This window comes from Nakamurella lactea DSM 19367, from assembly GCF_000426645.1.
GTDB classification, from domain to species: Bacteria; Actinomycetota; Actinomycetes; order Mycobacteriales; family Nakamurellaceae; genus Nakamurella; species Nakamurella lactea.
Genome location: NZ_KE384549.1, coordinates 517014 through 543426, shown reverse-complemented (window position 1 = coordinate 543426; position 26413 = coordinate 517014). Strand labels below are relative to the sequence as shown.

Below are 26413 nucleotides of genomic sequence, written 5' to 3'. Positions count from 1 at the left end.
GGGCGGGCCGGTCGGGGCGGGCAGGACGCGGTCAGCTCAGCCGGGCGTAGAACTGCCGGATGTCGCCGACCAGCACGGCGGGCGCCTCGTGGGCCGCGTAGTGCCCGGCGGCATCGTTGGCGCCGCCCCCGGAGGCGTTGCCGTCGTAGGAATTCCAGCTGACGATGTTGCCGTGGTCGCGATCGGCGAACTTACGGATCGACTGGAAGTCGCCGGCGAACATGGCCAGCCCGGTCGGCACCGTCGTCGGCCCGGTCGGCTGATCGGCGGTGTGCGCGTCCTCGTAGTAGAAGCGGATGGCCGACCCGGCGGTGCCCGTCAGCCAGTGGATCGCGACGTTGGCGATGACGAATTCCGGGTCGAGGCTCTCCCCGAAGAGCTGGGCGTTCCAGCCCAGCAGGCCGACCGGCGAGTCGGCCAGCGCGTAGGCCAGGGTCTGCGGCTGCTGGCTCTGCAGCGTGTTGAACGACATCTTGTTCTCGTAGAACCACTGCAGGTGGCCCAGCGCGGCCTGGTCCGCCTCGGACAGGTCGGCGAAGTCCGACGGGTCGCCACTGGGGAACGAGAACAGTTGCGTCACATGCACTCCGACGACGTTCTCCGGGTCCAGCCGACCGATCTCGGGAGAGACCATCGAGCCGCCGTCGTTGCCGACCGCGCCGTACCGCCGGTAGCCGAGCCGGTGCATCAGCTCGACCCAGGCCGCCGCGGTCCGGTAGCGGTTCCACCCGGTACTGCGGGTCGGCCCGGAGAACCCGAATCCCGGTAGCGACGGGATCACCAGGTGGAAGGCAGGTTGGTCGGCGGCTTCCGGTTCGGTGAGCGGTCCGATCACGTCCAGGTACTCCAGGATGGTGCCGGGCCAACCGTGGGTCAGCACCAGCGGCGTGGCGTCCTCGCGGGTCGACCGGACGTGCAGGAAGTGAATGTCCTCGCCGTCGATCTCGGTGACGAACTGCGGGTAGCGGTTGAGTCGTGCCTCCAGCGCGCGCCAGTCGAACTCGTCGCGCCAGTAGGTGGCCAACGCCTGCACCCGGCCGACCGGAACGCCGTAGCTGTCGCCGACGCCGGACAGTTCGTTCGGCCAGATCGTCCGACCGAGCCGGTCGGCCAGGTCGTCGAGCTGTGCCTGCGGGATGTCGATCCGGAACGGGCGGATCGCGGCGGCGGCCTCGGTGGTGGTGGTCCCGGTGCCGTTCTGGTTGGTCGTCATGATTTTCTCCTCTGGAACGGAATGGTTGATTCCGTTTCACTGTATCAGAACGGAATGATCCATTCCACTGCTATCCTCAGGTTCATGGCGAAGCGGACGACGGCGCAGGTCAACGACCCGACGACGCCCGACGGAGATGACGAATCCATCCCGATGCCCGGCCGCAAGCGGCAGGCGGCGCGCAACGACGGCGTCATCCTCGATGCTGCGCGCGAGGTCTTCCTGGCCGATCCGAAGGCCCCGGTCTCCGCGGTCGCCGAACGGGCAGGTGTCGGGATCAGCGCGTTGTATCGGCGTTACCCCGGCAAGGAGGACCTGCTGCGCACGCTGTGCCTGGAGGGATTGCGTCGGTACAACACCGAGGCCGAAACGGCGTTGCTCGTCGCCGACGGGGATGACGGCGCCGGAACCGGCTGGACCGCGTTCGTGCGTTTCCTGCAGAACGTCATCGAGGCCGATGTCCATTCGCTGACGACACAGCTGGCCGGCACCTTCACCCCCACAGATGAGCTGGCCGCCGAGGCCGTCCGGGCGGGTCAACTGGTGACAGAACTACTTGAGAAGGCAAGGGAGTCAGGCCTTTTGCGGGCGGGCGTGGTGGTCGCCGACGTCGGTCTGATCCAGGAGTGTTGCGCGGCGATCCGTCATCCCGACCCCGAGCGCACCCGTCAGCTGCGGCGCCGGTACCTGGCCCTGCTGATCGACGGCCTGACGGTCGGCGGCGGCTCTCTGCCCGGCCCACCGCCGAAGGACGGCGAGTTCGCCTGGCGCTGGCAGCGTCGGTGAGTAGGGCGGGCCACCGATGGCGGAGGCGTCAAGGGCACTCCGCCGTGCGTGATAATCTTGTCCCGTCGCTCGGGCGAGTGGCGAAATGGCAGACGCGCACGGTTCAGGTCCGTGTGTCCGAAAGGACGTGGGGGTTCAACTCCCCCCTCGCCCACTCTGGTTGAGACAGACGTCAACGGCCCCGTCGGATTCCGGCGGGGCCGCTGCCGTCGGCGCCACGACCGGCCGGCGTCGATACCGCAATCGCGGTAGTGGATTCACCGCGTTGGGTTGACGACCCGACGGCCCCCTCCAGAGATCCTCAACAGTGTCGCTAGATCCTCGATCTGTTGAAAGGTTCCTGATGAATTCCCTCGCACTATGGGCCGCGAAGTGGCGCAAAGCGGTCGTTGGCGGCTGGGTGCTGGCCATTGTCGCGTTGGCCGGCGTGCTCGTCGCTGTCGGCACGTCCTTCACCGATTCGACGACGCTGCCGGACAGCGAATCATCCACCGCCTACACCCTGCTGGCAGAACAGTCCGGTGGGCAACAAGCCTCGCAGACAGGTCAGATCGTCTGGCACAGCAGCGGTTCGGTGACCGACCCGGCGGTCCGGCAAACCACCACGGCGATGCTGCAGGAGGTCTCGAACCTTCCCGGCGTGTTTCACGTCGTCAACCCGTATCTCGATGGCGAATCGGCGGTGAACTCCTCGACGAACACCGCCTACGCCACAGTCACCATGGCCCGGGACGCCGATACCGGTGTAGTCGTGCAGGCGGCGGACAAGATCCGCGGACCCGATCTGCAGGTGGAAACTGGCGGTGCCGCCTTCACCGTGGACCCGGCCGCCTCCCACGGCACCGAGGTCGTCGGGCTGCTCGCAGCGCTGGCCATCCTGTTGCTGATGTTCCGTTCGATGTGGGCCGCTGTTCTTCCGATCATCACCGGTGTCGCCGGCGTGGCTGTCTCGCTGCTGCTGGTGATGCTGGGATCGCACGTGCTCGACGTTGCCTCCACCAGTCTCACCATGGGAGCACTGATCGGGCTGGGCGTCGGTATCGACTACGCGCTATTCATCGTCAACCGGTTTCGCAAAGCCGCCGCTGCCGGCGTCCCGAGCCCCCAGGCGATCGCCCATTCGCTGAACACGTCGGGGCGGGCGGTGATCTTCGCCGGCCTGACCGTGATCGTCGCGTTGCTCGGAATGTTCGTGGTGAACCTCAGCATCCTCACCGGCATGGCCCAGGCCGCCGCCGTCACCGTGCTGTTCACCGTAGCCGCGGCACTGACGCTGCTACCCGCCCTGCTGGCCATGCTCGGCCACAAGGTGCTGTCGAAGAAGCAGCGTGCTGCACTGGCCGGCGGCAACACCACGCCTGAGGATCGGGCCACGCCCCTGACCGGTCCTGCCTATCGCTGGGCCGGTCTCGTTCAGCGGGCGCCGCGTCGAGTCGCGGCCGCCGGCCTGCTGCTGATAGTGGCCCTGGCTTCGCCGGTGGTGGCGATGCGGGTCGGCGACGCCGACGCCAGCAGCAGCCCCGTCGACACTCCCGCCCACAGCTACTCCGTACTGATGGCCGACGGCTTCGGCGCCGGCATCGACGCGCCACTGCTGGTGGTCGCCACGACGCCGGATGCCGGTTCAGCAGCGGCATTCAAGGCGCTCACCGACCGCATGACCACGACACCGGGCGTCGCATCCGTCACCGCCGGACCGGTCGCCGCGGGTCAGCAGATCTCTGTGGCCACCGTCACCCCGACGACCAGCGCCCAGACCGAGGAGACCGCGGATCTGCTGTCAACCTTGCGGGAAGACGTGATCCCGGCCGCCGTGGCCGGAACATCATTGCAGGTCTATGTCGGCGGCACCGCGGCCACCAGCATCGACCTCGGCGACGCGTTGACGAGCAAGCTCCCGTTGTACCTTGCACTCATCGCACTACTCGGTTTCCTATTGCTGGCCATCGCCTTCCGCAGCATCGTGGTGCCGCTGGTGGCGGCGCTGAGTAACCTGGCGACCATCGCCGTCGGGCTCGGAGTGGTCACCGCGATCTTCCAGTTCGGCTGGGGCTCCGGCGTGCTCGGGGTGGGTTCCGGCGCGCCGGTGATGTATCTGGTGCCTACCCTTCTGGTTGGGGTGATGTTCGGCCTGTCGATGGACTATCAGGTGTTCCTGGCCTCACGGGTCCATGAGGAATGGACCCACACCAAGGACAACGAGCGCTCCGTTCGGGTCGGGCTGGCCGAGACCAGCAAGGTGATCGCCGCCGCCGCGCTGATCATGCTGTCGGTGTTCGCATCATTCGGATTCAGCGGCGAACGGATCATCTCCGCCATCGGCATCGGCCTGGCCATCGCCGTGGTCTTCGACGCCTTCGTCATCCGGCTCGCCCTGATTCCGGCCCTGATGAACCTGCTGGGCCGGCGCAACTGGTGGTATCCGCGGTGGGCGGACCGGATCACCCCCCGGTTGTCGGTGGAAGGTCCCGCCGACAGTGCCACATCGCAGACATCGGTGAAGGTTCTGGTCAGCGCGTCCGCGGCGGCAGACGCGGCGTCGAGTAGGACAGGGGTGTGACCTCAGCACCCACCGTCGGATCGGCCCGGACACGCATCCAGCGTGCCCGGGCCGTGCTGGCGCGTCAGATCGTGCCGTACCAGCCAAGGACCAGGTGGGCCGGGCCGCTCATCTCCGGGATCGTGCTGGTGTCGATGCTGATCACCGCCACCCTCCGGCAGGGCCACCAGGAGATTCCCGGTCCAACCCTCCTGGTGCTGACCCTGCTCGCCTGGCTGCCCCTGCTGTTCCGCCACCGAAGTCCCGGGCTTGCAGCGATCGGCGCCGTCGCCGCCGAGGCCCTGCACCTGATCGTCATGCCGTTCACCATCGAGAATCCGACCGCTGGCGTCGTGATGGGCGCGTACCAGCCGGTCCCGATCGCCAGCATGGTCGCGATGTGCGTGCTCGCCACCCGCAGTTCCCGCCTGTTCGGCTGGATCGCCGGGGTCAGCGCCGCCGCGGTCCTGCTCGCCGTGGGAGTGATCGCCCAACCGTTGTCGCTGCTGGCAACCGACATGATCGTGTTCAGCATTGTCGTCATCGCTACCGGCACCGGCGTCGTGGTCGGCGCCCGACGCGACACCATCACCCGTCGCGAACAGGAACACCGCGAGGAGGCTCAGCGGCAGGTGGTCGCCGAACGACTCCGCATCGCCCGGGACCTTCATGACGTCCTGGCCCACCACCTGACCCTGGTGGACGCTCAGGCCGCAGTCGCCGGCTACCTGCTGGATACCAACCCGGACAAGGCCGTCGAGGCGCTCGTGGACATCAACCGGCACACTCGGGTAGCCCTGGACGAGCTCAGGGCCACCGTCGGTCTGCTCCGGCAGGACAGCGACGGCCCTGACTCCCGTGAGCCCGTACCCCGGCTCGATCAACTCGACCGACTCGTCGAAGGATTCCGCGCGGCCAACCCAACGATCACGGTGACCGTCACCGGAACACCGGTCCCGCTCGCGTCCGGCACAGACCTGGCCGCGTTCCGCATCGCGCAGGAGGCGCTGACCAACGCGTTCAAACACGCCCCCGGCGCCGCTGTGCATCTCGATCTGGCCTGGACGCCGGAGCGACTGCGCCTACGGATCCACAACACCGCGGCGGCGGGATCCGAGACCTCGGATCCGGTGCCCGGTTCAGGAAGCGGGTTGATCGGCATGCGAGAACGCGCCCAGGCCTGCGGCGGCACCATCCATGCCGGACCAGATCCGACCGGCGGCTTCCTGATCGAAGCGACGCTGCCGACCATCCCGACCGATCCGACCTCTGCCCGGGCACGATGACCCCATGACCATCCGCGTTCTGCTCGCCGACGATCAGGCACTGCTGCGCGCCACCTTCCGGCTGCTGTTGGACTCAGCACCCGACATCCAGGTCGTCGCCGAGGCCGCCGACGGCCGCGAAGCCGTCGACCGTGCCCGCGACGGAGTCGACGTCATCGTGATGGACATCCGGATGCCCGAGATGGATGGCATCGAAGCCACATCACAGATCATGTCCGACCCCGACCTCACCGAGGTACGAATCCTGATGCTCACCACCTTCGAGACCGACGAGCTGATCATGGCGGCGCTGCGAGCCGGCGCCACCGGATTCATCGGAAAGGGGGTCCAACCCGCCGACCTACTGAACGCCATCCGCACGGTCGCCACCGGCGACGCCCTGCTCTCCGCAACGGCCACCACCGCCCTCATTCGCCGAGCAGTCAGCGAACCGGACCACCCGGCTCCCACCACATCCCAGGTTCCGGGCAATCTCACCACCCGCGAACTGGAGATCGTCACCCTCGTCGGCACCGGGCTGTCGAACAGTGAGATCGCCGACAAGCTCTTCATCAGTGCCGCCACCGTCAAGACCCACGTCAACCGGGCAATGATGAAGGTCTTTGCCCGTGACCGCGCCCAGCTGGTCATCTTCGCCTACGAACACCGCCTCGTTCACCAATAGCAACAGGCGCCGCCGGTACGTCAGCGGGCGAGACAAACGTCAAAGAGCAGCATGGGCTCGATGACCCGGAGCGATTCGACCTGCTCATCGCCGAGATCATCACCCGGCTCTGCAGCTAAGTAGCCATCGCAAAAGACCAGTGCGGTGGCTCGACGTGCTGGGAACCTCGCCCCAGCCCAGTGCCAGTCCGGAATCTCCACATCCTCTCCATATCTCAGTGCGGCCGACGGTCATCGTCAGGGTGGGCCGGTATACCTGTCGGCCACCAGCGACGGGAGGCCGCAGGTGCAGACGCGGATCAGGGTGATCGACGGCAGCGCCGGACCGCGACCGTCGCGGGCCGGCCGCCCGCTTGCCGCCGCCGCGGTGTTACTCACCGGCGCGGTCGTCGCTGTCGCGCTCGGTGTCTACGCCCGCGCCCACCACGCCACCGGCCGGCCGCTGGCCACCTTCGGTTTCTCCGGGACCATCCAGATGAAGGTGTGGCTGAGCAGCGCGGCGCTGGTCCTGGTGCTGGTACAGCTGCTCACCGCGTTGTGGATGTGGGGTCGGCTGCCAGGTCGGCCGAAGGCGCCGGTCTGGGTGGCCACCCTGCACCGCTGGAGTGGGTCGGTTGCCTTCGTGCTCACCATTCCGGTCGGCCTGCAGTGCCTGTGGGCCCTTGGCGCAGGCACCGGCACCGGTCGGGTACTGCTGCACGGTCTTGCCGGCTGCGTGTTCTACGGCGCGTACGCCGCCAAGATGGTGGGCCTGCGAAGTCGCAGCCTGCCGAGTTGGGCGATCGCTGTGCTGGGCGGCACCGTCTTCACGCTGCTCGTCGTCGTGTGGCTGACGTCGGCGGCCTGGTTCTTCGCCTCCGACCTGCCGCTGACCTAGGAGAATCCATGCCCGAACTCCTGACCCGCCGCTCCGCGCTGACCGGTACCGCTACCGCGGTGTTGGCCGTGGGAGCGGGCTACGCGGCGACCAGGTGGGCGCGTTGGGGTGTCCCGAACACGTTGCCGGACAGTCATTACCGACCGGATCCGGCGGTCGCGGAGCCACTGGCCCGGATCGATGACGTCCCGGTGGGCGGGGGTCTGGTGCTGGAACCGGCCGGGGTGGTGTTGACCCGGCCGAGCCCGGGCGAGGTCCATGCCTTCTCGGCGATCTGCACCCATCAGGGCTGCACCGTCACCGACGTCGCCGCCGGCACGATCCGCTGTCCCTGCCACGGCAGCCGCTTCGACGCCGTCACCGGCGCGGTGACCCAGGGGCCGGCCACCGTTGCGCTGCCCGCCGTTCAGGTGATGGTCAGCGGCGGCGTCATCCGCCGATCGACCGAGGACCACCGATGAGAGTCGCCGGCCGCCTGGCAACCCTGTTCTGGCTGATCGCGGCCTGCTTCGCGATCGGCATGCTCCTCGCCCTGCCCTGACCGCCCGGTTCGTCCGCAGTAGTGGGCGACGCCAGAAATGAGACGCAGCATGGCCATCCGCGTCGGACGTCGGATCCCCGACCCACAGCAGCTCGGCCGGTCGATCACCGGATCGACGACGTGATGGCTTCCGCCCTGGGTGTCGGGACGGCGTCCGACCAGCGACGAGGTTGGGGCCTGCAGTTGCTCGGATCGTTCGCGGTGAGCGTCGGCGAGGTGGCGATGCCGGCCGAGCGGTGGCGCCTGCGGAAGGCGAAGTCTCTGGTGGCGATGATCGCGCTGGAACCGGGTCAGCGCTGCCACCGTGATCGGGTCGTTGATCGGTTGTGGCCCGATCTGGAGCCGGGTGCGGCGGCGAAGAACCTGCACCAGACGTTGTATGTGGCCCGCCGCGCCCTCGCCGACGCCGGTGCCGCGGCCACCGGCCTGATCCTGATCCGCGACGATCAGGTCATGCTGGACGACGGCGGACCGGTGGATGTCGATGCGCTGAGGTTCGAGGCCGCGGCCCGCGATGCGTTGACGGCCCCGACCGAGGAGCGATTGCTGGCGGCGGCCGATCTGTACACCGGGGACCTGCTACCCGAGTGGCCCGATTCCGAATGGCTCACGGCCCGGCGGCACGCCTTGCAGCAGACCCGGAGCGAAATCCTGCTGAAACTGGCCGACTCGCTGCGCCCGCACGCCCCCGAGCAGGCGCTGCTGGTGCTGACCAAAATGCTCGACTCCGAACCGCTGCATGAGGGTGCCGTCCGGGCCGTGATGGGAGTGTTGACCGGCCTTGGCCGGCGGTCGGAGGCCCTGAGCCGTTACGAGCACCTGGCCGAGGGACTGCTGGAGGAGTTCGGAACCGACCCGGATCCGCGCACGGCCGCCCTGTTCCGCGAGCTGCTGACGGCTGCCCAGGACAACGCACGCCCGCCGGCGGCCGCCGTTCCCGGCGGCCCGGACGACACCGTCGGTTCGCTACCGACCGCGGTGACGAGCTTCGTCGGCCGGGAGCGCGAGCTCGGCGACGTCGAGCGGTTGATCGGTCATGCTCGCCTGCTCACGCTGACCGGAACCGGAGGCTGCGGTAAGACGCGGTTGGCCGTGGAGGCCGCCCGGAGGGCTCGATCGCGCTACCCGGACGGCGTGTGGTTCGTCGACCTGGCGGCCGTCCGTGACCCGCGGTCGGTGGCCGACGCGGTGGCGGCGGCACTCGGGCTGGATCCGGGTCTGGCGGTGCCCAGCCGGGAACGTGCCCTGGCCGATCGGCTGCAGGCGCGGCGTCTGCTGCTGGTACTGGACAACTGCGAGCACCTGCTCGCCGGCTGCGCCCGGCTGGTCGCGGCGCTGCTGGCCGGAGAGCGGCGCATTGACGTGCTGGCCACCAGCCGGGAGCCGCTGCACACCCACGGCGAGTACACGCTCCGGGTTCCGTCGTTGGCCCTGGCGCCGCCCGGCACCGACCCGACAGATCTCGTCCGGCTGGGCCGGCTGCCGAGCGTGCGCCTGTTCGTCGAACGGGCCACCCAGGTTCGGCCAGATTTCGTGCTCGACGCCGCCAACGCGCGGGACGTGCTCGAGCTGTGTCGACGACTCGACGGGATACCGCTGGCCCTGGAGATCGCCGCGGCCAGGACCGCCGCGCTGGAACCGGCGGAGATCGTGGCACGGCTGGGCGACGTCCTGTCGATGGGCGGCCACCCGACAGCCGGGATCACCCGGCAACAGACGCTTCGCGGCGCGCTCGAGTGGAGTCACGATCTGCTCAGCGGACCGCAGCGAATCCTGCTACGCAGGCTCTCGGTGTTCTCCGGCGGGTTCACCCTCGAGGCGGCGGAAACCGTGTGCGCCGACTCGGCGCTGGCCCGCGGCGACGTACTCGACCTGCTGACGGCCCTGGTGGACAAGTCTTTGGTGACACCGGAAAGGGCCGGCTCCGGGACCCGGTATCGACAGCTGGAGACCGTCCGGCAGTTCGGCAGCGAGCAATTGGAACGGGCCGGCGAGGTCGGCGACCTGGCGGCCGCCCACGCCGGGTTCTTTCTGGGCGTCGCGGTCGCGCACAACCCCGAGCGGGCCCAAGGGCTGGTGATCGAACAGCCGAAGGTTCTCGACCTGGAACACGACAACCTGCGCGCGGCGTTGCGGTGGGCCGGCGCCCACGACCCGGTGACGGCGCTGCGCCTGGCGGCAAGTCTGTGGCGGTTCTGGTTCGTCCGCGGTCACGCGGTCGAGGGTGCCCGTTGGCTGGAGTCTGCGCTGGCGGCTGCGCCCGAGCCGACCCGCGCCCGGGCGGCCGCGCTGATCGGTCTCACCGGATTGGACAGCCGCCAGGGGCGGGCGGACCGGCACCGTCGGCTGGGCGCCGAGGCGTTGACCATCGTCCGGCAGCTCGGCGACCCGGACGAGGTGATGATGGCCCGGATCATCGAGGCAACACTTGCCTGGAGCACCTTCGATCTGGACGAGGCCGAACTGCTGGCCACCGACCTCCGGGTGGCCGCGATCGACGGCGGTCGAAGCGAATACGCCGCCGCCGGCAGCTGGCTGCTCGGCCAGTGCGCGATGTTCCGTGAAGACGGCGCACTGGCGGTGCGGCACTTCGAGTCCGCGCTGGACGAGCTCGCGTGCTCCGACGGTGCCGCGCGACCGTTTCTGCCGGTGGTCACATCGTGTCTGCAGCTGGCCCCGATCTCCGGACGTCTTGTCCCGTACGTCGGAGAGACCATGTTGTTAGGGCGCCGGGTCGGGGTCGCGCAGGCCATCGGATACGCGTTGTCCGCCGTCGGCGACGCGCGCCGGATGTCCGGCGATCTGCCGTCGGCGATCGTGGTGGCCGGCGAGGCGGCGCGACGTTTTGCCGACCTCGGAGACGACCTGGCCAGGGCTCAGGTGCTGAATCAGGTCGGCTGCCTGCACCGCGACGACGGGGACTACCGGGCGGCCGAAGAGGCGCTGTCCCAGGCACGCGAGCTCCGCCTGGAGCTGGGAGATCGTCGGGGGCTGTTGCTGACCGAGCTGAACCTGGCCCTGCTGCATGCGCTCGGCGGCGACCGCACCCGGGGTCTGGCGGACGCGCGAAAATCCTTGTCGGGCTTCGATTCCGTCGGCGACCCGGTCGGCGTCGGCGCGAGTCTCACTGCCCTGGCGGCCATCGCGCTGCTGTCCGACGAGACCCGGGCGGCGCGCGAGCTCTACTCGCAGGCGGCGGAAACGGTCGCGCCCTGGCGGCGATTCGCGGGGTGGCTACGGCTGATGGTCGCCGAGTTGTCGGCCGAACTGGACGATCCGCGCCGCACCGCCCGCGAGATCGACAGCACCGCAGCGATCTTCGACCCGATGCGGTGCGTGATCGCCGGTCGGCGGCTCGATCTCCTGCGCCGGCAGACCCGCGGCACCGCTGATTGAGTCAGCGTTGATTTCCCGTTGAGGTGGCCTTCCTAGCGTTGTCGAAGAAGCTCGAAGACCACCAGGAGGAACAGATGACCACCACCGAAAGCTCGCCTTTGCGCCTCGGAGAGGCCACCGTCGCCGAATTCGCCGCGGGCCTGCGGGGCACCGCGATCACGCCCGGCGACGACAGCTACGACCCCGACCGCGCGATCTGGAACGGCGCTCACGACCGGCATCCGGCGCTGATCGCCCGCTGCGCCGGCGTGGCCGACGTGATCCGCACGGTCGATCTGGCCCGCAGCGAGGGGCTGCCGTTGGCGGTCCGCGGCGGGGGCCATTCGATCCCCGGGTTCTCCACCGTCGACGGCGGGATCGTGTTGGACCTGTCGCCGATGCGAGGGATCCAGGTCGACCCGGACCGCCGCGTCGCAATCGCGCAGGCCGGCTGCACCTGGAAGGACCTGGATGCCGAGAGCCAGCAGTTCGCCCTGGCGGTGACCGGCGGTTTGGTCTCCTCGACCGGCATCGCGGGGTTCACCACCGGCGGCGGCATCGGCTGGCTGATGCGCAAGTACGGGCTGGCCAGTGACAACCTGATCGGGGCCGACGTCGTCACCGCGGACGGCCAGTTCGTGCACGCCAGCGCTGACGAGAACCCCGACCTGTTCTGGGGATTGCGCGGTGGCGGCGGCAACTTCGGCGTGGTGACCTCCTTCGAGTACCGGCTGCACGACGTCGGCCCGGCGGTGTTGTCCGGGCTGGTCTTCTACCCCGCTGACGAGGCCGAGCAGGTGTTGGCCGGCTACCGGCAGGCCTGCGCCGCGGCCCCGGATGAACTGACCACGCTGGTCAACATGACCACCGCCCCACCGGTGCCCTTCCTGCCCGAATCCGTCCACGGCACACCGATTATCGGCGTCGGCGGTTGTTGGTCGGGTGATCCCGATGACGGCGAGGCCGCGACCGCCCCGTTCCGATCCCTTGGCACCGTCATCGCCGATATCTTCGCCGTCCATCCGTACGCCGGATGGCAGCAGGCGCTGGATCCGCTGTACCCGCGGGGCATCTACAACTACTTCCGTTCGGCGTTCCTGCGCAGCGCCGACGCCACATCCCTGCGGGTGCTGCAGGATTCGTTCGCCACACTGCCCAACACACTCACCGAGATCCACCTGCAGCACCTCGGCGGAGCGGTGGGCCGGGTGCCGGCCGACGCGACCGCATTCGCCTTGCGGGATCAGGAGTTCATCGTCAATATCGTCGCGAGGACGCCCACCGCCGACGGGTTCGCCGCGGCCGTCGACTGGGCCAGGGCCGTCACCTCGGGCCTGGGTCAGGACGCCGGCACCTACGTGAACTTCACCGGCGAATCGAATCAGGCACTGGTCCGGGCCTCCTATCCCCCCGACACCTACCGCCGGCTCGTGGAGTTGAAGAACGAATACGACCCCACCAACCTGTTCCGGCTCAACCAGAACATCGTCCCCTCCACCTGACCGGCCAGGTCGTCACGGCCCGTGGGCGTGGTCAGCAGAACATCCGACGCTGCCGGCACAAATGGGTGGCGCGCCCGTCGCTGCGCTGGCGACAATCCTGAGGTGAAAACCGATGTCAGGGTCACCGGTGGCGTTGTCCGCGGCGAAGCGGCGACGGATCTGACGGTCTTTCGCGGCATCCCCTACGCGGCGGCACCCGTACGTTTCGGTGCGCCGCAGCCGGTCCGGGCCTGGGACGGCGTGCGCCCGGCAACCGATTTCGGGCCACCACCTCCGCAGTCCGGATACTTCGGAATGGACCGGGTGGGCGAAGAAGGCGACGACTGGCTGACCGTCAACATCTGGTCATCGGAGCTCGGCGGCAGCCTGCCGGTGATGGTGTGGATCCAGGGCGGCGCCTATGCGTTCGGCACGTCCGGTCTGCCCGAGTACGACGGCGGCAACCTCGCACACGGCGGCGTAGTTCTGGTGACGTTCAACTACCGGGTGGGGCTGGAAGGCTTCGGGTATGTGCCCGGGACGCCGGCCAACCGTGGTCTGCTGGACCAGGTTGCGGCGCTGAAATGGGTGCAGGACAACATCATCGCCTTCGGCGGCGATCCGGACCGGGTCACCGTGTTCGGCCAGTCCGCCGGTGGCGGATCGGTGGCTGCGCTGCTGGCCATGCCGCGGGCAGCCGGGCTGTTCCACCGCGCGATCGCGCAAAGCGTGCCGGGCACCTACTTCACGCCGGAGCTGTCAGCTGACATCACCCGGGAGTGCGCTGCGGTACTCGGCCGCGCACCCGCCGAGCTGTCCACCGTGGATCCACGGCTACTGCCGGCCGCTGGTGACGCCGTCATGGCGAAGATGGGGCAGTTCGCGGATCGCTGGGGTCAGGCGGCGCACGCGCGGATACCTTTCGCACCGGTCGTCGACGGCGACGTGCTGCCCACCACGCCGTGGTCCGGGGTGACCGGCCGGGTCGGATTGATGGTCGGGCACACCCGTGACGAACAGCGTTTGCTCACCGCGCTGAGCGGAATGCTCGGGGACATCACCCGGGCGCAGGCCGCCGAAACGGCCGCGGTTTTCGCGCCCGATTCCCGGCGATACCTGGAGAGCTTCCCGGATCCCGACGAGCTCTACGAGGTGGTCCGCTCCGACTGGCTGTTCCGGATGCCGTCCCTGCACCTGGCGAAAGCTCAAATCAGGGCCGGCGGTCGCGCGCACCTCTATGAGCTGAGCTGGCCCGCCCCTGGCATGGGCGGCCTGTTCGGCGCCTGTCACGGGCTGGACGTGCCGCTGGTCTTCGGCAATCTCACCGCCGGCCAGCCGGCGACATTGATCGGCGATCCCACCCCGGAAGCTGCGGCGATGTCGGCACAGCTACGCACCGCTTGGATCGCCTTCGCGACGGTCGGTGACCCCGGCTGGCCCACCTTCGACACGGGCGCTACCCGGCTGTTCGACGTCGAGCCGACGGTCGCCGCCTATCCCGAGCAGGTGTCGGCCCAGATCTGGTCCGACCCGCCGTGCGTGCTCGACCTCGTCGCAGGTGACGATGCGGCGGATCCGCCGACGACGCCGCGTAGGTGAGCGTGGCCGAACGCCTCGAGGTGCCGCTGATCGCCGGTGATGGCAGGCTGACCGGAGCGAGCGGCCCGCGGTGGCGGTCGACCTGATCGCCTGATCGTTCGCCTGCCGATTGTCGACAGAGGGGCGCGTGATCATGTACTACAGCAGCGGCAACTACGAGGCGTTCGCCCGTCCCCGCAAGCCCGAGGGCGTCGAGAACAAGACCGCCTGGTTCGTCGGCGCCGGTCTGACGTCGATGGCATCGGCCGTGTTCATGATCCGCGACGGACAGCTGCCGGGTGACCGGATCACCATCCTCGAGCGCCTCGACCTTCCCGGCGGAGCGCTGGACGGCATCCGTAAGCCCGAGAAGGGCTTCGTCATTCGCGGCGGCCGCGAGATGGAGGACCACATGGAATGCCTGTGGGACCTGTTCCGCACCATCCCGTCGCTGGAGGTCGACGGGTCGGTGTTGGACGAGTTCTACTGGCTGAACAAGGACGATCCGAACTTCTCGCTCTGCCGGGTCACCGAGAAGCAGGGTCAGGACGCGAAGACCAACAACGAGTTCGGACTGAGCGACAAGGCTCAGCAGGAAATGGTCAAGGTGTTCCTCGCCTCCCGCGAGGAGATGCAGGACAAGCGCATCGACGAGGTCTTCGGCGAAGACTTTCTGAACAGCAACTTCTGGCTGTACTGGCGCACCATGTTCGCGTTCGAGGAATGGCACTCCGCGCTGGAGATGAAGCTGTACCTGCACAGGTTCGTGCACCACATCGGGGGTCTGCCCGACCTGTCGGCGTTGAAGTTCACCAAGTACAACCAGTACGAGTCGCTCGTTCTGCCGATGTACCAGTGGCTGCTCGACCAGGGCGTCACCTTCGCGTTCTCCACCGAGGTCACCGACATCGACTTCGCCTTCGACGGCGACCGGAAGCAGGCGACGTACCTCCACTGGGTTGCCGGCGGGGTGGCCGGTGGCGTCCAGCTCGGTCCGGACGACCTCGTGCTCGCCACCATCGGTTCGCTGACGGAGAACTCCGACGACGGCAACCACCATCGACCGGCGAAGCTCGACGAGGGACCCGCACCGGCCTGGGACCTCTGGCGGCGCATCGCCGCCAAGCACCCGACGTTCGGCCGTCCCGACGTGTTCGCCGGCGACATCGCGAAGACGAAGTGGGAGTCCGCCACCGTCACCACCATCGGACCGGACATCCCGGCCTACATCGAGAAGATCGCCGGGCGCGACCCGTTCGCCGGAAGGGTCGTCACCGGCGGCATCGTCACCGCCAAGGACTCCGCCTGGCTGATGAGCTGGACGGTCAACCGGCAGCCACACTTCAAGGCCCAGTCGCCCGACGAGATCGTCGTCTGGGTCTACGGTTTGTTCGTCGACACCCCCGGCGACCACGTCAAGAAGACCATGTCCGAGTGCACCGGAGAGGAGATCACCCAGGAGTGGCTCTACCACCTCGGGGTGCCGACCGAAGACATCCAACGGCTGGCAGCGGACGGCGCGAAGACCGTGCCGGTCATGATGCCCTATGTCACCTCGTTCTTCATGCCCCGGACGGCCGGCGACCGACCCGATGTCGTGCCCGAGGGTGCGGTGAACTTCGCGTTCATCGGTCAGTTCGCCGAGACGACGCGTGACACCATCTTCACCACCGAGTACTCGGTGCGCACGGGCATGGAGGCCGCCTACCAACTCCTCGGAATCGACCGCGGCATCCCCGAGGTCTTCAATTCCACCTACGACCTGCGTTTCCTGCTGAAGGCGACCACCCGCCTCCGCGACGGAGCCGAGGTCGAACTGCCAGGACCGAAGTTCATCGGCAATCGCATCATCAGGAAGCTCGACCACACCCAGATCGGGCAGCTCCTCACCGATTTCGGCCTGATCCACGACATCGACAACATCGGACGCGATCGAGCCGACGACGCCAACGCCTGAGACATGACATGACGGGAATGCGTCACCTCGCTCCGGTGCGCTGGCCGCCGAGCCCGCGGCTCCGCTCGATGGTGGCAGGCGGCGGCTATGTCGGATGGGCGATGCGACCGGATCGGACTGCGCGGTTCGTGGTGCCCGCGCATGCGTCGGTGCAGCTGGTGATCAAGGTCGAGGACTCGGCGGTGCGCCCACCGGAGTTCCTGCACGGTACGGCCGACCGGCCCACCCCCCTCGAAGGCGGTTGCGCGCCGCGCTACCTGCAGGTGGATCTGACTCCGCTGGGTGCCTATCGGGTGTTGGGTGTGCCCATGCACCACCTCGCGGGGCAGTTGGTCGATCTCGGCGAGGTGCTCGGCCCGGCGGGCCGCCGGCTGGGTGACGCGGTACGGGACGCGGCGACCTGGCGCGGCCGGTTCGGCGCGGTCGACCGATTCCTGCTGGGCCGGGTGGAGTCGGCTCCGGCCATCACCGGTGACGTTGCGTTCGCCTGGCGGGAACTCGAGCGCAGCGGCGGCGCTGTGCCGATCCAGGTCATCTGCCGGCAGGTCGGCTGGAGCCACAAGCACCTCATCACCCGGTTCCGCGAGCAGATCGGGCTCACCCCGAAACGCGCGGCCCGGGTGATCCGCTTCGAGCGGGTGCTCCGCCGGTTGGACGAGGCACCGCGACCGGACTGGGCGCGGCTGGCGGCCGAGTGCGGCTACGCGGACCAGGCGCATCTGATCCGTGACTTCGCCGAGTTCGCCGGCACCACGCCGGCTGCGGCCACCGGCCGTGCGTGGAGGTGAATTCTGTTCAATCGGGCGGGATCTCCCTCCCGTTACCGTCGGCCGATGCGTATCCAGCGGAGAACGGGCCCGTTCTGGGACGGCGTGACGGGACGCGCGCCGATGCCGCCCGCCGCTGCCACGCTGGGCTTCGAATTCCTTGACGCCGATCCGGACGCCGGCTGGATCGAGGTCGCGTTCGCGGCGACCGACGCCTTCACCAATCCGATGGGTGAGGTGCTCGGCGGATTCCTCGCCGCGATGCTGTTCGACACCGTCGGGCCGGCCCTGCTCGCCACCCTGGACCCGGACGAGTTCCAGACCACTCTGGAGTTCAAGAGCAGTTTCCTGCGTCCGGCCCGGCCGGGCCGCCTGATCGGGCACGGCCGCGTCGTCCACCGCGACGGTCAACTCGCGTTCCTGGACGCGACTTTGGCAGACGTCGCGGGCATCCTGGCCACCGCCACCGCGACGGCCAGGGTCACGAGGAACCCTTGACGGACCCGTCGGCCGCCGGCGGTGCCGCGCTGACGGCGTCCGTGCTGCCGAGAGCCGACGGGACACCCTTCGCCTTCGACACCAACACTCAAGGAGTAGCCATGGAACGGATCGCGATCAATCCCACGTCATTCTCGGTCGGCCTGGGGTTCGACCAGGCGCTCTTGATCACCGGGCGCCGACGTGAACTGATCTGCAGCGCACAGGATTCCGTCGACGAAACCGGAACCCCGGTGCATCCGGGAGACCTGGCCGCGCAGCTCGCGAAGTCGTTGGACAACCTCGAGGCGGTGCTGGCCGAAGCGCAGATGGCACTGTCGGATGTCGTGCGGCTCAACATCTTCACCACCGAACTCAGCACCTTGTTCCGGCATTTCTCGGCGATCACGGACCGGTTCAACGGGTCACGCTTTGCCACAACGGTGCTCGGGGTCCCTTCGCTGGCCGGACCCGATCTCATGGTCGCTCTGGAAGCAACGGCGATGGACTGACGGGTGCCAACTGCTCCGGCCCACCGCCCCGACGGTGCGGGTGCAGAAAGGGTTGACAGCCAAGGGATACAGCACCACTGTCGACGGTTGGTACGGCACCGGCACTACCAACACCTGTGCCAGGAGGCGGCGCCATCCCGGCTACTCGGGCATCGACGCGAGCCGGATGCCGGTACCGGGACTTCGCGGCGGATCGGCGGCCGCACCACCGGAAACCCGGAAATTGACCTGACCGCACGGCCGGCGCTGGCTACCGTGGGTCGATGAACTTGGCAAAACTCCCGGATGACGACAGCGACGACAACAGGCCGGCTCACCCACACAACGAGCCGGCCCTGCCGGACGGCGAACGCCAGCTGGTCGCCGACCGGTTGCAGCAGGCCGTCGGGCTCGGCGCGCTGACGCTGCAGGAGTACATCGAGCGGATCGACGTGGTGTACGCCTCCCGGAGCAGGACCGAACTGGCGACCGCGATCGACGGGCTGCCGACGGCTCCGGCGGTCGGCACCGGCAACCGCACGAAGTGGGTGGTCAACGTCGTCGGTGACGAAACCCGTTCCGGCGCTTGGCGGGCGGACTCGGTGGTGACGGCGGTGAACGTGTTCGGCGACACCGTGCTGGACCTGCGCGGCGCCTACACCGACACCGACGAGGTGGTGATCAAGTACTGGGGCGTCTTCGGCGACATCGACGTGCTGGTGCCGGAGGGCGTCGAGGTGGAACTGACCGGAGTGTGCCTGTTCGGCGACCGCAAGATCGAGGTGGCGCCGGTACCGCGGGTGCCGGGCACACCGCGGATCCGCCTGGTGGCCGTCTCGTTGTTCGGCGACGCCTCGATGCGCTCCGAGCCGAAGCGCCCGCGCAGGCGGTCTCGGCTCCTGCACGGTGGCCTTCGCGACCGCTGAGCCCGGAAGCTGTCGCGCCGCAACAGCAACCGACCGGATCCGGCGCCGGCTGCGCCCGGCCCTACCAGGCCGGGTCGAGCACGGTCGGACCGTCGAACTCCGATCCGCGTGGGGCGGGCAGTCCGGCCATCCCGGCACCGAGCTCGGGAAGCCGCCCGAGCTTGTCCACCTCGGCGGTCAGCGCCTCGAGGACCGCCCGCAACTGCGCCTCGGCGACCTTGGCATACGTCCGCACGTACTCGACCTGCGGCACCGAAGTGCTGCTCCCGACCGGGTACCGATCCGCGGACACCGCTGTCCTGGGTGCGCCACCGCCGTCGGCCGGCTTCCCGGCCACCATCTGCTCGGCTCGCTTGAGTATCTCGTGGTACTGGTCGCGCGCGGTTTCGACCAGGTCCCGGGAATACTGCTCCGCCTCCGCGATGGTCTGATCGGCGACCAATTGTGCCTGGCTGAGCAGGTTCACCGAGTCCGGGACGATGCTGACCGGCCCGCTCCCTGCCCCACCGGCATTCGCCAGCTGGCCGCGGAGCCGGGCAATTTCGGCCTCGTCGGCCTCGATGTCGTCGGCGAGAACGGCCAGGATCTCGCGGACCTCGTTCTCGTTGACGCCGCCGCCCGGTTGCTGGGTGAAGCTCACCCTGCGGATCATCGCGGCGCTGATCCTTGGCGGTGTCACGCGGTCAGGCGGGTCTGGATTCACTGGTGCTCCTGGATCTGCGGGTGTGGTGAATGGCTGGTCTCATCGACGGCGCCGAACTGCTCGTACCGGATGTCTGATTCGTCGAACCCCGCCGATCGCAGTGCCGCGGCGGTGGAACCGACCATCGGTGGGGATCCACAGACCATCGCCAGGCGACCGACCCATCGAGGATCCGCTGCCACCTCGCCCACCATTCCCCGATGCCCGTGGTACGTCGGGTCGTCGGACACCACGGGGGTGTAGTCGAACCACGGGTGCTCGGCCAGCGCCGTCAGCCGGTTGTGCTCGTAAAGGTTCCACGGGTAGCGGGCACCGTGGAACAACTGCACCGACGGGCCGCCACCTTGCTCCCGCCGGCGTTGCCACAGACCGTCCACCAGCGACAGCATCGGCGCCAGGCCGGTGCCACCGGCGATCATTACCAAGTCCCTCGGTTCGGTGTCCGGTAGCACGAGTTGCTCGCCGATCGGGGCGCCGACCTTGACCGTGTCGCCGGGCTTGACCGCGCGCACCAGCGCCCCGCTGACCTGGCCACCGGGGACGATCTGGGCATGCAGCTCGATGGTGTTGTCCGGTCGCGGCGCATTGGCCGGGCTCAGGTATCGCCATTGACGTTGGCGCTGAGGGATTTCCACCGCGAGCGACTGGCCGGGTAGGTAGTCGAGCGGCGGGTCCGGCAGGACCTGCAGGACCGCGAGATCCAACGTCCGCCGCTCCTTGGAGATCACCTCGGCATCCCACCAGGCCGGTGACGTCTCTTCGGATTCCTCTGCAGCGATCACCATCGTTCTGGCGATGATGCCGTACGCCTGGGCCCAGTCGGCGGCCAGTTGCGGGGTCCACTCCGGGCCGAGGAATCGTTCCAGCGTGGCCAGCAACGAGGCACCGACGGCATCGTAGTGCTGGGCGACAACGGCGAAGCGTCGATGGTCACGACCCAGCTGCTCGATGAATCCGATCTCGTGGTCGAGCTCGTCAACGCTGGAGACGATCCGCCCCAGCGCTCCGACCAGGCGGTCCCGTTGCGCGGCCATCGAAATCGGGAACAACTCCCGTAGCTCGGGATGGGACAGGAACAGGTGCGAGTAGAAGTACAGCGGCACCTGATCTCCGAGCGCGCCGGCGGCCGCCCAGGTGCGCTTCAGCGCGGCGACATCCATCAGGCGCAGGCCGTGACGATCTCGCTCCGGCTGGCCGACAACGCCTCACCGACCCGACCGATGATGTCGTCCGGCACGTCGGCCTCCTGCAGGGCGGTGACCAGATGCCCGACCACCCGGTCGAAATCCGCCTGGCCGATGCCCAGGTCACGGTGAGCGGCAGCCAGCTCCCGGCCCTCGTAGCCCGCCGGTCCGCCGAGGACCTGGATCACCAGCGCGGCCTGGTGCCGCTTCAACCTGACCATGTCGACATCCGCGAAGAACGGGGCGAGCCGTCGGTCCGCCTGCACCAACTCGTAGAACCGGGCGACCACCGTCGTCACTGCCCTGCCACCGCCGACCCGTTCGTAGTCGCTGGTGACCTCGGAAACCTCGCTCATTGCTCTCCAATGCGTCAAGGCGGGCCGAACGGACCGCGCGGCATTCGTACCACCACCTCGGCCTCTGAGCCAAGCAAACTCCCTGCCACAGCACCCGTTTGGATCAATGTCGGTCTCACAACTCGGTGTGCTATGGAGCGCGACCCGGTGCTCTGACCGGTAAGGTGACCTCATCGGTCGCGGCCGGCGACCAGCGTGACGATGGCGGCGATCGCGACGAGAATTGCCGCGGTGACGACGGCCGTCGACCAGCCGAGCCCGTCGGCTGCGGTTGCGCCAAAAGCGGCTCCGAGGCTCCCGCCGACGAAGTAGACCAGCATGTAAGCACTGTTGTATCGGGCCGGGCCGGCCGGGTCGATTGCCAGGACGGTGCTCTGATTGGCCACCTGCGCGGCGAACAGACCGGCGTCGAACAGCGCCAGGCAGATCAGGGTGACGACGGTGTGCCCAACCGTGAACCCAGCGACTGCCGCGGCGGCGCCGGCCACGACGAGACCGACCAGGATCACCGTGCGCGCCCCGACCCGGTCCGTCCAACTACCGGCGACGCGGGTCGCCGCAATGCCCGACAGCCCCGCCACCGCGAACAGGCCGATCTGGTCGGCAGAATACGAGTAGGGAGGCTCGGACAGGGTCACCGCCAGGGCCGCCCACACCGCGCAGAAGGCGAAGAACCACAGCCCACCGCGGATGGCCGCCACGCGCATCGCCGGGTGCCGGACGAGCAGCACTGGCAGCGAGCGGAGGGTGGCGAGATAACCCCGCTCGGCCGTCCCGCGCGTGGACGGCAGTAGCAACAGCGAACCTGAGGCGATCAGCCCGCAAGCCCCGGCGAACACCAGAATCATCGCGCGCCAGCCGATCTGGTCGGCCAACCAGCCCCCGACGACCCGGCCGGCAAGGATTCCGGCGGCTATCCCGGAGGTGACGATGCCCAACGCCGTTGCCCGCCGCCGGGCGGCGGCGAGCCGTCCGGCCACCGAGCTGAGCGCTGCACCGACCGCCGAGCAGGCCCCGATCACGACCATCACCGCTGCCAGCACCGCGACGCCGCTCACCACAGCGTTGAGCGCCAACGCTGCCGCCATGACCCCGAACAGAGCACCGACAACAGCCCTCGGGGACAGTCGGTCGACCAGCGGAACCAGCAGGGCGAGCCCGACCAGGTAGCCCACCGGGCCGCACGCCAGCGCCACCCCGACCGCGGTGACGCTCGATCCCAACGACGCCGCAACGTCGGCGATCGCGGGTTGTAGCGGATAGATCGTCGATGTCCCCCATGCCGCCGCCAACGACATGAACCAGACGACGGACGGGCGCAGCGGCACCGGCGAGCCGGACCGGACTTCCAGGGCGGTATTCACACTGCAGGACAGTAGGTGTCGTCACGCCCTCACGCTGGCGGCGATCGGACATCGCCGTTACTGGCAGAATTGGGCCGGTCGACGTCCTCCAGGTAAACCAGCCCGTTGCCGTCCGGGTCGGTGAAGGAGAACATCGCCGGTACCCCCTCCATCCGGATCAGGTCCTCGTTGTGCAGGGTCACGCCGGCGCCCCTGATCGTGTCGAGGGCTTGTTGCGCGTCGCTGGTTCCCAGTCGGATCGCCACCGGGATCTGGCTGTCGGGCGGCAGCAGCATCAGGCCGACACTCGAGCCAGGTGGCACCACCTCGATCAGCCGAGCACCCGGCCAGACCTCGACATCGGCGCGGAGTTCGCATCCCAATACCTCGGTGTAGAACGTCAACGCCGCATCCTGGTCGGACACCGGAACCGATACGCTCAGCACCCTCGTCGTCATCGTCATACCCATGAGGACTTCGCCCGTCACCGAAACTCATCGGATCGCGATCCGGTCAGGAATCGAGAAGTGCGGATGGCGAGATGCCGCCTAGTCTTTCAACTATGGCCGGCGCCCCGCCGGCAGATGAGGAGGATTCCCCAGTGTCCACGAAATCCGCGAACCCAGTGTCCGACGGCTTCAGCGCGGACGAGCGTGCGGCGATGAAGGAGCGAGCGGCCGAGCTGCGCGCAGAAGGCAAGAGGGGCGCCAAACGGGCCGACGGCCTGCAGGCGGTCCTCGACCGGATCGCGGAAATGGCCCCGGACGATCGTGCACTCGCCGAGCGCGTGCACGTGACGGTCACCGAGGTCGCTCCCGAGCTGTCGCCGAAGACCTGGTACGGCATGCCCGCCTACGCGAACGCCGACGGCCAGGTGGTCGTCTTCTTCCAGGACTCCGGAAAGTTCAGGTACCGCTACTCGACCTTGGGATTCCAAGAAGCGGCGAACCTCGATGACGGGGACATGTGGCCGGTCTCGTACGCGCTGACGAAATGGAACCCGGCCCTGGGCAAGAAGATCGCCGAGCTGGTCAAGGCCGCGGCCTCCTGATCGCATCGGCCGGAGATGCTCCCGCTCCAGGATGCGGAAACCCGACCCATGGCGCCGACCCTTCGGTCCGGAGTGCAGGTGGGGCCGGAACAACTCGCATCACGTGCGATAGCGGAACAGGATCCGGCCCCGGGTCAGGTCGTACGGGCTGAGCTCCACCAGCACCCGGTCCTGCAGCACGATCTTGATGTAGTTCCGACGGATCTTCCCGCTGATGTGCGCCAAAACCAGGTGCCCGTTCGGCAGCTCCACCCGGAAGGTGGCGTTGCGCAGGCACTCGACCACCCTTCCCTCGACCTCGATACCATTTGTTGTGTGTGCCATGGTCTTTCCTTTCTCGTGCTGATCGCCGCGCTCGGGCATCAGCGGAGTACCAACTCGAGATTGCTGCTCTGGGGAACGGCCCCGATGCCGTCGAAAAGCGCTACTGCGGCCGTGTTCGACTCGTTCACGTCCGCCGATGCGATCGGGATCCCGGAGCGGTGCAGCGAGCCGAGCACGGAGGCCAACAGCGCCCGGGCAATGCCCCGCCGGCGCAGGTCGGCCGTCACCGCGATGAGTCCGATCCGTGGCTGTCGCACCGGCGTAAGTCGGAGTAGCGCAACGTAATCGCCGCGGTGCACTGCGACGGCAAACCTGGACGGGTCCAAGGCGGTTCCGTCCGGGCGGTGCATCACCTCGGCCGGCATCTGCTGCCATCCGACACCGGCCTCGATCTCAGCGCGGATCACACGATCAAGGGCGCCCAGCGGCTCGGGCGCCGCCGCGCCGAAGCCGAGAGTCGTCAGCCCCGGCGGTAGCGGCGCGGCGCTCAGACCCGTCAGCCGTGGATCGGTCGGAACCCGGTACTCGTATTCGCGCCCCCGGATCTGGAATCCCGCTCGCCGCCAGTGCGAGGTGAGTTCGTGGTCTGCCTCATCGACCACGGTGAACAGCGGCCGGGGCAGGTCGGGCAGCATCACGGTGGCGAGTTGGTCGAAGACCGCCCCGTGCCAGGCATCGATGCTGAGGAAGATCCGGCGGTCGGGCCTGCGGAAGGCTTCGCCGCGGCCGACGACCCGATCGTCGTCCAGGGCATGCCAGTGTCGCTGCGCGACACGGTTGATGGTCACGGGTCGCTCGGGCTCGCTCGGCGGGGAGGAACGGGGCGCAGCAGAGCGGGACGTGGCGGGATGCGGTGTAGCTGGATGCGGTGTAGATGGATGCAGAGAGTTCATCGGTTGTCGCCTTTCGGGAGTGCCTGGTCGAGGCGCTCCCGGCGACAGCTACGTCAGTCGCCGACCGCGACGACGAGGGGGAGCACCCATGCAGATGCAGCGTTCATGGGTCTCACCTCCTCGGGGTATGTCGCGGTCCGGCACGACGATACTCACGGAACACCCGTCGGCTCAACACTTTTTCCGGGCGGGGCCTTGCCGGCACCGGACCGCGCGAGCCGTCACCGCCGGCCGGCCCGCCGCTGTGGCCGCGCCGACGTGTTGACCAGCGTGCCGCGGGCCGCTTCGTCAGCCTGCGAAGGTCGATCGCAGGTGCGCGTCCACCGCGGCGGTGGCCACCGCTGCAGTCATCCCGGTGGGATCGCTGATCATGTGCATCACCAACCCGTCGACCAGTGCGAGGGTGGCCGCGGCCCACTTCTTCGCATCGACGTCCTGGTCCGCCTCCCCTCGCTGCTGCGCGAGCCGCAGCGCGTCCGCCAGTATCGACCGCATCCGGGCGGCGGCCCTGTGCAGCACCGCCGCCAGGTCGGGTGAAACGGCGGCCCGGGCGGTGAACGCCAGGTAGACGCGAGCCTCGGCGCGCCGGACCCGGTCCCGCGGCAGCGAGTCCAGCAGCGCGGCCCGCAACACCGATCCGACGGCGCCGACCTTCGGCATGCCCTTGGCCCGGTTGACCAGATCGTCGACAACCCGCTCGAAGGCCATCACCAGCATCTCGTCCTTGCTGCGGCAGTAGTACTGCACGGTGCCGATCGACACGCCCGCGGCGCCGGCGACCTCGCGGATGCTCACCTGGTCGAGGCCACGCTCGGAGATGATCTCGAGGAGCGCAGCGAGCAGTCGTTCCCGCGTATCGGTGCCGGCCATGTCCGCACTCTAGCCGGCCATTCATACAAACGAACCAGACGCGCGTATCATACGGGCGTATAGCCAGCGGTAATGAAGACGGCAACCACGAGTAGCCAGCTGGGACGGGTCAGTCGAGTCCGCCGCTGCTGATCCGCTGGGCGGCATCGTCATCACCGTCGGCGAGGTAGCCGGCGTGCACGCCGGCCCGGTCCGCCTCGGACCGGTTCTGACTCCACTTCGCCTTGGCCTCAACTCTTGTCACCGTCAGCTCGACGCCAACGATCGCCCGGAGCTGACCGTCGACGTACCGCGGCGGCGCGTCCGCGACCTGCCACGGATGCTCCCGGCCGGCCTCGTGGAAGTCGGTGAGATCGGTGACGACCTGCCGGAGCCAGTCCGGGTCGTCGTGCACGGTGACGGCGCCCCGCAGGTGCACCGCCGAGTAGTTCCAGGTGGGTACCACCCGGCCGTGTTCGGCCTTGCTGGCATACCAGGCCGGCGAGACGTAGGCGTCCGGACCCTGAACGACGACCAGGCCCTGCCCGCCGTCGCCGATCCGCCGCCACTGCTCGTTGGCCCGCGCCAGGTGTGCCACCAGCCGCTGCTCGCCGTCCCACAGGATCGGCAGCAGCGTCGCATCGACGAGTCCGTCGGGGCCGGGGGTGATCAGTGTCCCGGCGGCGACTCGCCGGACGAACTCGGCGGTCGCTGCTGGGTCGCTGATGGCGTTGAAGTGCGGTAGATACATCC

Annotated in this window: 25 protein-coding genes and 1 tRNA gene; 16 read left to right on the top strand and 10 right to left on the bottom strand. The window is 68.6% G+C overall.

Annotated features, from left to right (window positions below):
- Nucleotides 1-31 precede the first annotated feature (31 nt).
- Nucleotides 32-1213: an epoxide hydrolase family protein gene (locus K340_RS0123410; protein ID WP_051267349.1), complete on the bottom strand. Its 1182-nt coding sequence runs from the start codon at nucleotides 1211-1213 to the stop codon at nucleotides 32-34.
- A gap of 153 nt (nucleotides 1214-1366) precedes the next feature.
- Here K340_RS0123410 and K340_RS0123405 point away from each other — a divergent pair, with 153 nt between their 5' ends.
- The 15 genes from K340_RS0123405 (at nucleotide 1367) to K340_RS32750 (ending at nucleotide 18957) form a co-directional block, all read left to right on the top strand.
- A complete protein-coding gene (locus K340_RS0123405; RefSeq protein ID WP_029138469.1) occupies nucleotides 1367-1999 on the top strand; it encodes a TetR/AcrR family transcriptional regulator in 633 nt (210 codons plus the stop codon).
- A gap of 71 nt (nucleotides 2000-2070) precedes the next feature.
- A tRNA-Leu gene (locus tag K340_RS0123400) sits at nucleotides 2071-2153 on the top strand.
- A gap of 189 nt (nucleotides 2154-2342) precedes the next feature.
- Nucleotides 2343-4559, top strand: a complete 2217-nt coding sequence (locus tag K340_RS32775; protein ID WP_051267347.1) for an MMPL family transporter — start codon at nucleotides 2343-2345, stop codon at nucleotides 4557-4559.
- Nucleotides 4556-5824, top strand: coding sequence for a sensor histidine kinase (locus K340_RS0123390; protein WP_051267344.1), 1269 nt, complete (start codon nucleotides 4556-4558; stop codon nucleotides 5822-5824). Before K340_RS32775 ends, K340_RS0123390 begins: the two co-directional genes overlap by 4 nt.
- 4 nt (nucleotides 5825-5828) lie before the next feature.
- On the top strand, nucleotides 5829-6488 hold the full coding sequence (locus tag K340_RS0123385) for a response regulator transcription factor (RefSeq protein ID WP_029138467.1): 660 nt from the start codon (nucleotides 5829-5831) through the stop codon (nucleotides 6486-6488).
- A gap of 285 nt (nucleotides 6489-6773) precedes the next feature.
- Nucleotides 6774-7364 carry a DUF6529 family protein gene (locus K340_RS0123380; protein ID WP_245599692.1) on the top strand — a complete coding sequence of 197 codons (591 nt, stop codon included), beginning with the start codon at nucleotides 6774-6776 and terminating at the stop codon, nucleotides 7362-7364.
- A gap of 8 nt (nucleotides 7365-7372) precedes the next feature.
- Nucleotides 7373-7825 carry a Rieske (2Fe-2S) protein gene (locus K340_RS0123375; RefSeq protein ID WP_029138465.1) on the top strand — a complete coding sequence of 151 codons (453 nt, stop codon included), beginning with the start codon at nucleotides 7373-7375 and terminating at the stop codon, nucleotides 7823-7825.
- 203 nt (nucleotides 7826-8028) lie between these two features.
- Nucleotides 8029-11301, top strand: coding sequence for an ATP-binding protein (locus K340_RS32770; RefSeq protein ID WP_037366200.1), 3273 nt, complete (start codon nucleotides 8029-8031; stop codon nucleotides 11299-11301).
- Between the two features lie 74 nt (nucleotides 11302-11375).
- On the top strand, nucleotides 11376-12782 hold the full coding sequence (locus tag K340_RS32765; RefSeq protein WP_037366542.1) for an FAD-binding oxidoreductase: 1407 nt from the start codon (nucleotides 11376-11378) through the stop codon (nucleotides 12780-12782).
- A gap of 102 nt (nucleotides 12783-12884) precedes the next feature.
- Nucleotides 12885-14360, top strand: a complete 1476-nt coding sequence (locus tag K340_RS32760; protein WP_051267342.1) for a carboxylesterase/lipase family protein — start codon at nucleotides 12885-12887, stop codon at nucleotides 14358-14360.
- Nucleotides 14361-14493: 133 nt separating this feature from the next.
- A complete protein-coding gene (locus K340_RS0123340; protein WP_029138464.1) occupies nucleotides 14494-16296 on the top strand; it encodes an oleate hydratase in 1803 nt (600 codons plus the stop codon).
- 8 nt (nucleotides 16297-16304) lie between these two features.
- On the top strand, nucleotides 16305-17084 hold the full coding sequence (locus tag K340_RS32755; RefSeq protein WP_084614810.1) for a helix-turn-helix domain-containing protein: 780 nt from the start codon (nucleotides 16305-16307) through the stop codon (nucleotides 17082-17084).
- Between the two features lie 45 nt (nucleotides 17085-17129).
- Entirely contained in the window at nucleotides 17130-17561 is a 432-nt protein-coding gene (locus K340_RS0123330) for a PaaI family thioesterase (RefSeq protein WP_029138463.1), read from the top strand.
- Nucleotides 17558-18052, top strand: a complete 495-nt coding sequence (locus K340_RS0123320) for a RidA family protein (RefSeq protein ID WP_211229598.1) — start codon at nucleotides 17558-17560, stop codon at nucleotides 18050-18052. The genes K340_RS0123330 and K340_RS0123320 overlap by 4 nt, the downstream gene beginning before the upstream one ends.
- 263 nt (nucleotides 18053-18315) lie before the next feature.
- Nucleotides 18316-18957: a DUF1707 SHOCT-like domain-containing protein gene (locus K340_RS32750; RefSeq protein WP_051267338.1), complete on the top strand. Its 642-nt coding sequence runs from the start codon at nucleotides 18316-18318 to the stop codon at nucleotides 18955-18957.
- Nucleotides 18958-19018: 61 nt separating this feature from the next.
- Here K340_RS32750 and K340_RS0123305 read toward each other — a convergent pair whose 3' ends face one another.
- The 5 genes from K340_RS0123305 to K340_RS32745 all read right to left on the bottom strand — a co-directional run bounded on the left by K340_RS0123305 (nucleotide 19019) and on the right by K340_RS32745 (nucleotide 23031).
- Nucleotides 19019-19609, bottom strand: coding sequence for a hypothetical protein (locus tag K340_RS0123305; protein ID WP_029138460.1), 591 nt, complete (start codon nucleotides 19607-19609; stop codon nucleotides 19019-19021).
- Nucleotides 19610-19656: 47 nt separating this feature from the next.
- Complete coding sequence (locus K340_RS0123300) at nucleotides 19657-20820, bottom strand: globin domain-containing protein (RefSeq protein ID WP_029138459.1); 1164 nt, start codon at nucleotides 20818-20820, stop codon at nucleotides 19657-19659.
- The gene (locus K340_RS0123295) at nucleotides 20820-21200 is read right to left on the bottom strand and encodes a group I truncated hemoglobin (protein ID WP_029138458.1); all 381 of its coding nucleotides are present in this window, start codon (nucleotides 21198-21200) and stop codon (nucleotides 20820-20822) included. The genes K340_RS0123300 and K340_RS0123295 overlap by 1 nt, the downstream gene beginning before the upstream one ends.
- Before the next feature lie 170 nt (nucleotides 21201-21370).
- A complete protein-coding gene (locus tag K340_RS0123290) occupies nucleotides 21371-22498 on the bottom strand; it encodes an MFS transporter (protein WP_037366537.1) in 1128 nt (375 codons plus the stop codon).
- A 95-nt stretch (nucleotides 22499-22593) separates the two neighbouring features.
- Nucleotides 22594-23031, bottom strand: a complete 438-nt coding sequence (locus K340_RS32745; protein ID WP_211229597.1) for a VOC family protein — start codon at nucleotides 23029-23031, stop codon at nucleotides 22594-22596.
- Between the two features lie 137 nt (nucleotides 23032-23168).
- Between K340_RS32745 and K340_RS0123280 the strand changes: the two genes are divergently transcribed.
- Nucleotides 23169-23594 (top strand): iron chaperone, encoded by a 426-nt coding sequence (locus tag K340_RS0123280; RefSeq protein WP_407662254.1) that lies wholly within the window; start codon nucleotides 23169-23171, stop codon nucleotides 23592-23594.
- 99 nt (nucleotides 23595-23693) lie between these two features.
- Here K340_RS0123280 and infA read toward each other — a convergent pair whose 3' ends face one another.
- The 4 genes from infA to K340_RS0123260 form a co-directional block, all read right to left on the bottom strand.
- Entirely contained in the window at nucleotides 23694-23918 is a 225-nt protein-coding gene (gene infA / locus K340_RS0123275; protein WP_029138455.1) for a translation initiation factor IF-1, read from the bottom strand.
- 38 nt (nucleotides 23919-23956) lie between these two features.
- Nucleotides 23957-24706, bottom strand: a complete 750-nt coding sequence (locus K340_RS0123270) for a GNAT family N-acetyltransferase (protein ID WP_029138454.1) — start codon at nucleotides 24704-24706, stop codon at nucleotides 23957-23959.
- A 393-nt stretch (nucleotides 24707-25099) separates the two neighbouring features.
- Nucleotides 25100-25681 (bottom strand): TetR/AcrR family transcriptional regulator, encoded by a 582-nt coding sequence (locus tag K340_RS32740; protein ID WP_037366197.1) that lies wholly within the window; start codon nucleotides 25679-25681, stop codon nucleotides 25100-25102.
- Between the two features lie 109 nt (nucleotides 25682-25790).
- Nucleotides 25791-26411 carry an FMN-binding negative transcriptional regulator gene (locus tag K340_RS0123260; RefSeq protein WP_029138453.1) on the bottom strand — a complete coding sequence of 207 codons (621 nt, stop codon included), beginning with the start codon at nucleotides 26409-26411 and terminating at the stop codon, nucleotides 25791-25793.
- Nucleotides 26412-26413: the final 2 nt, after the last annotated feature.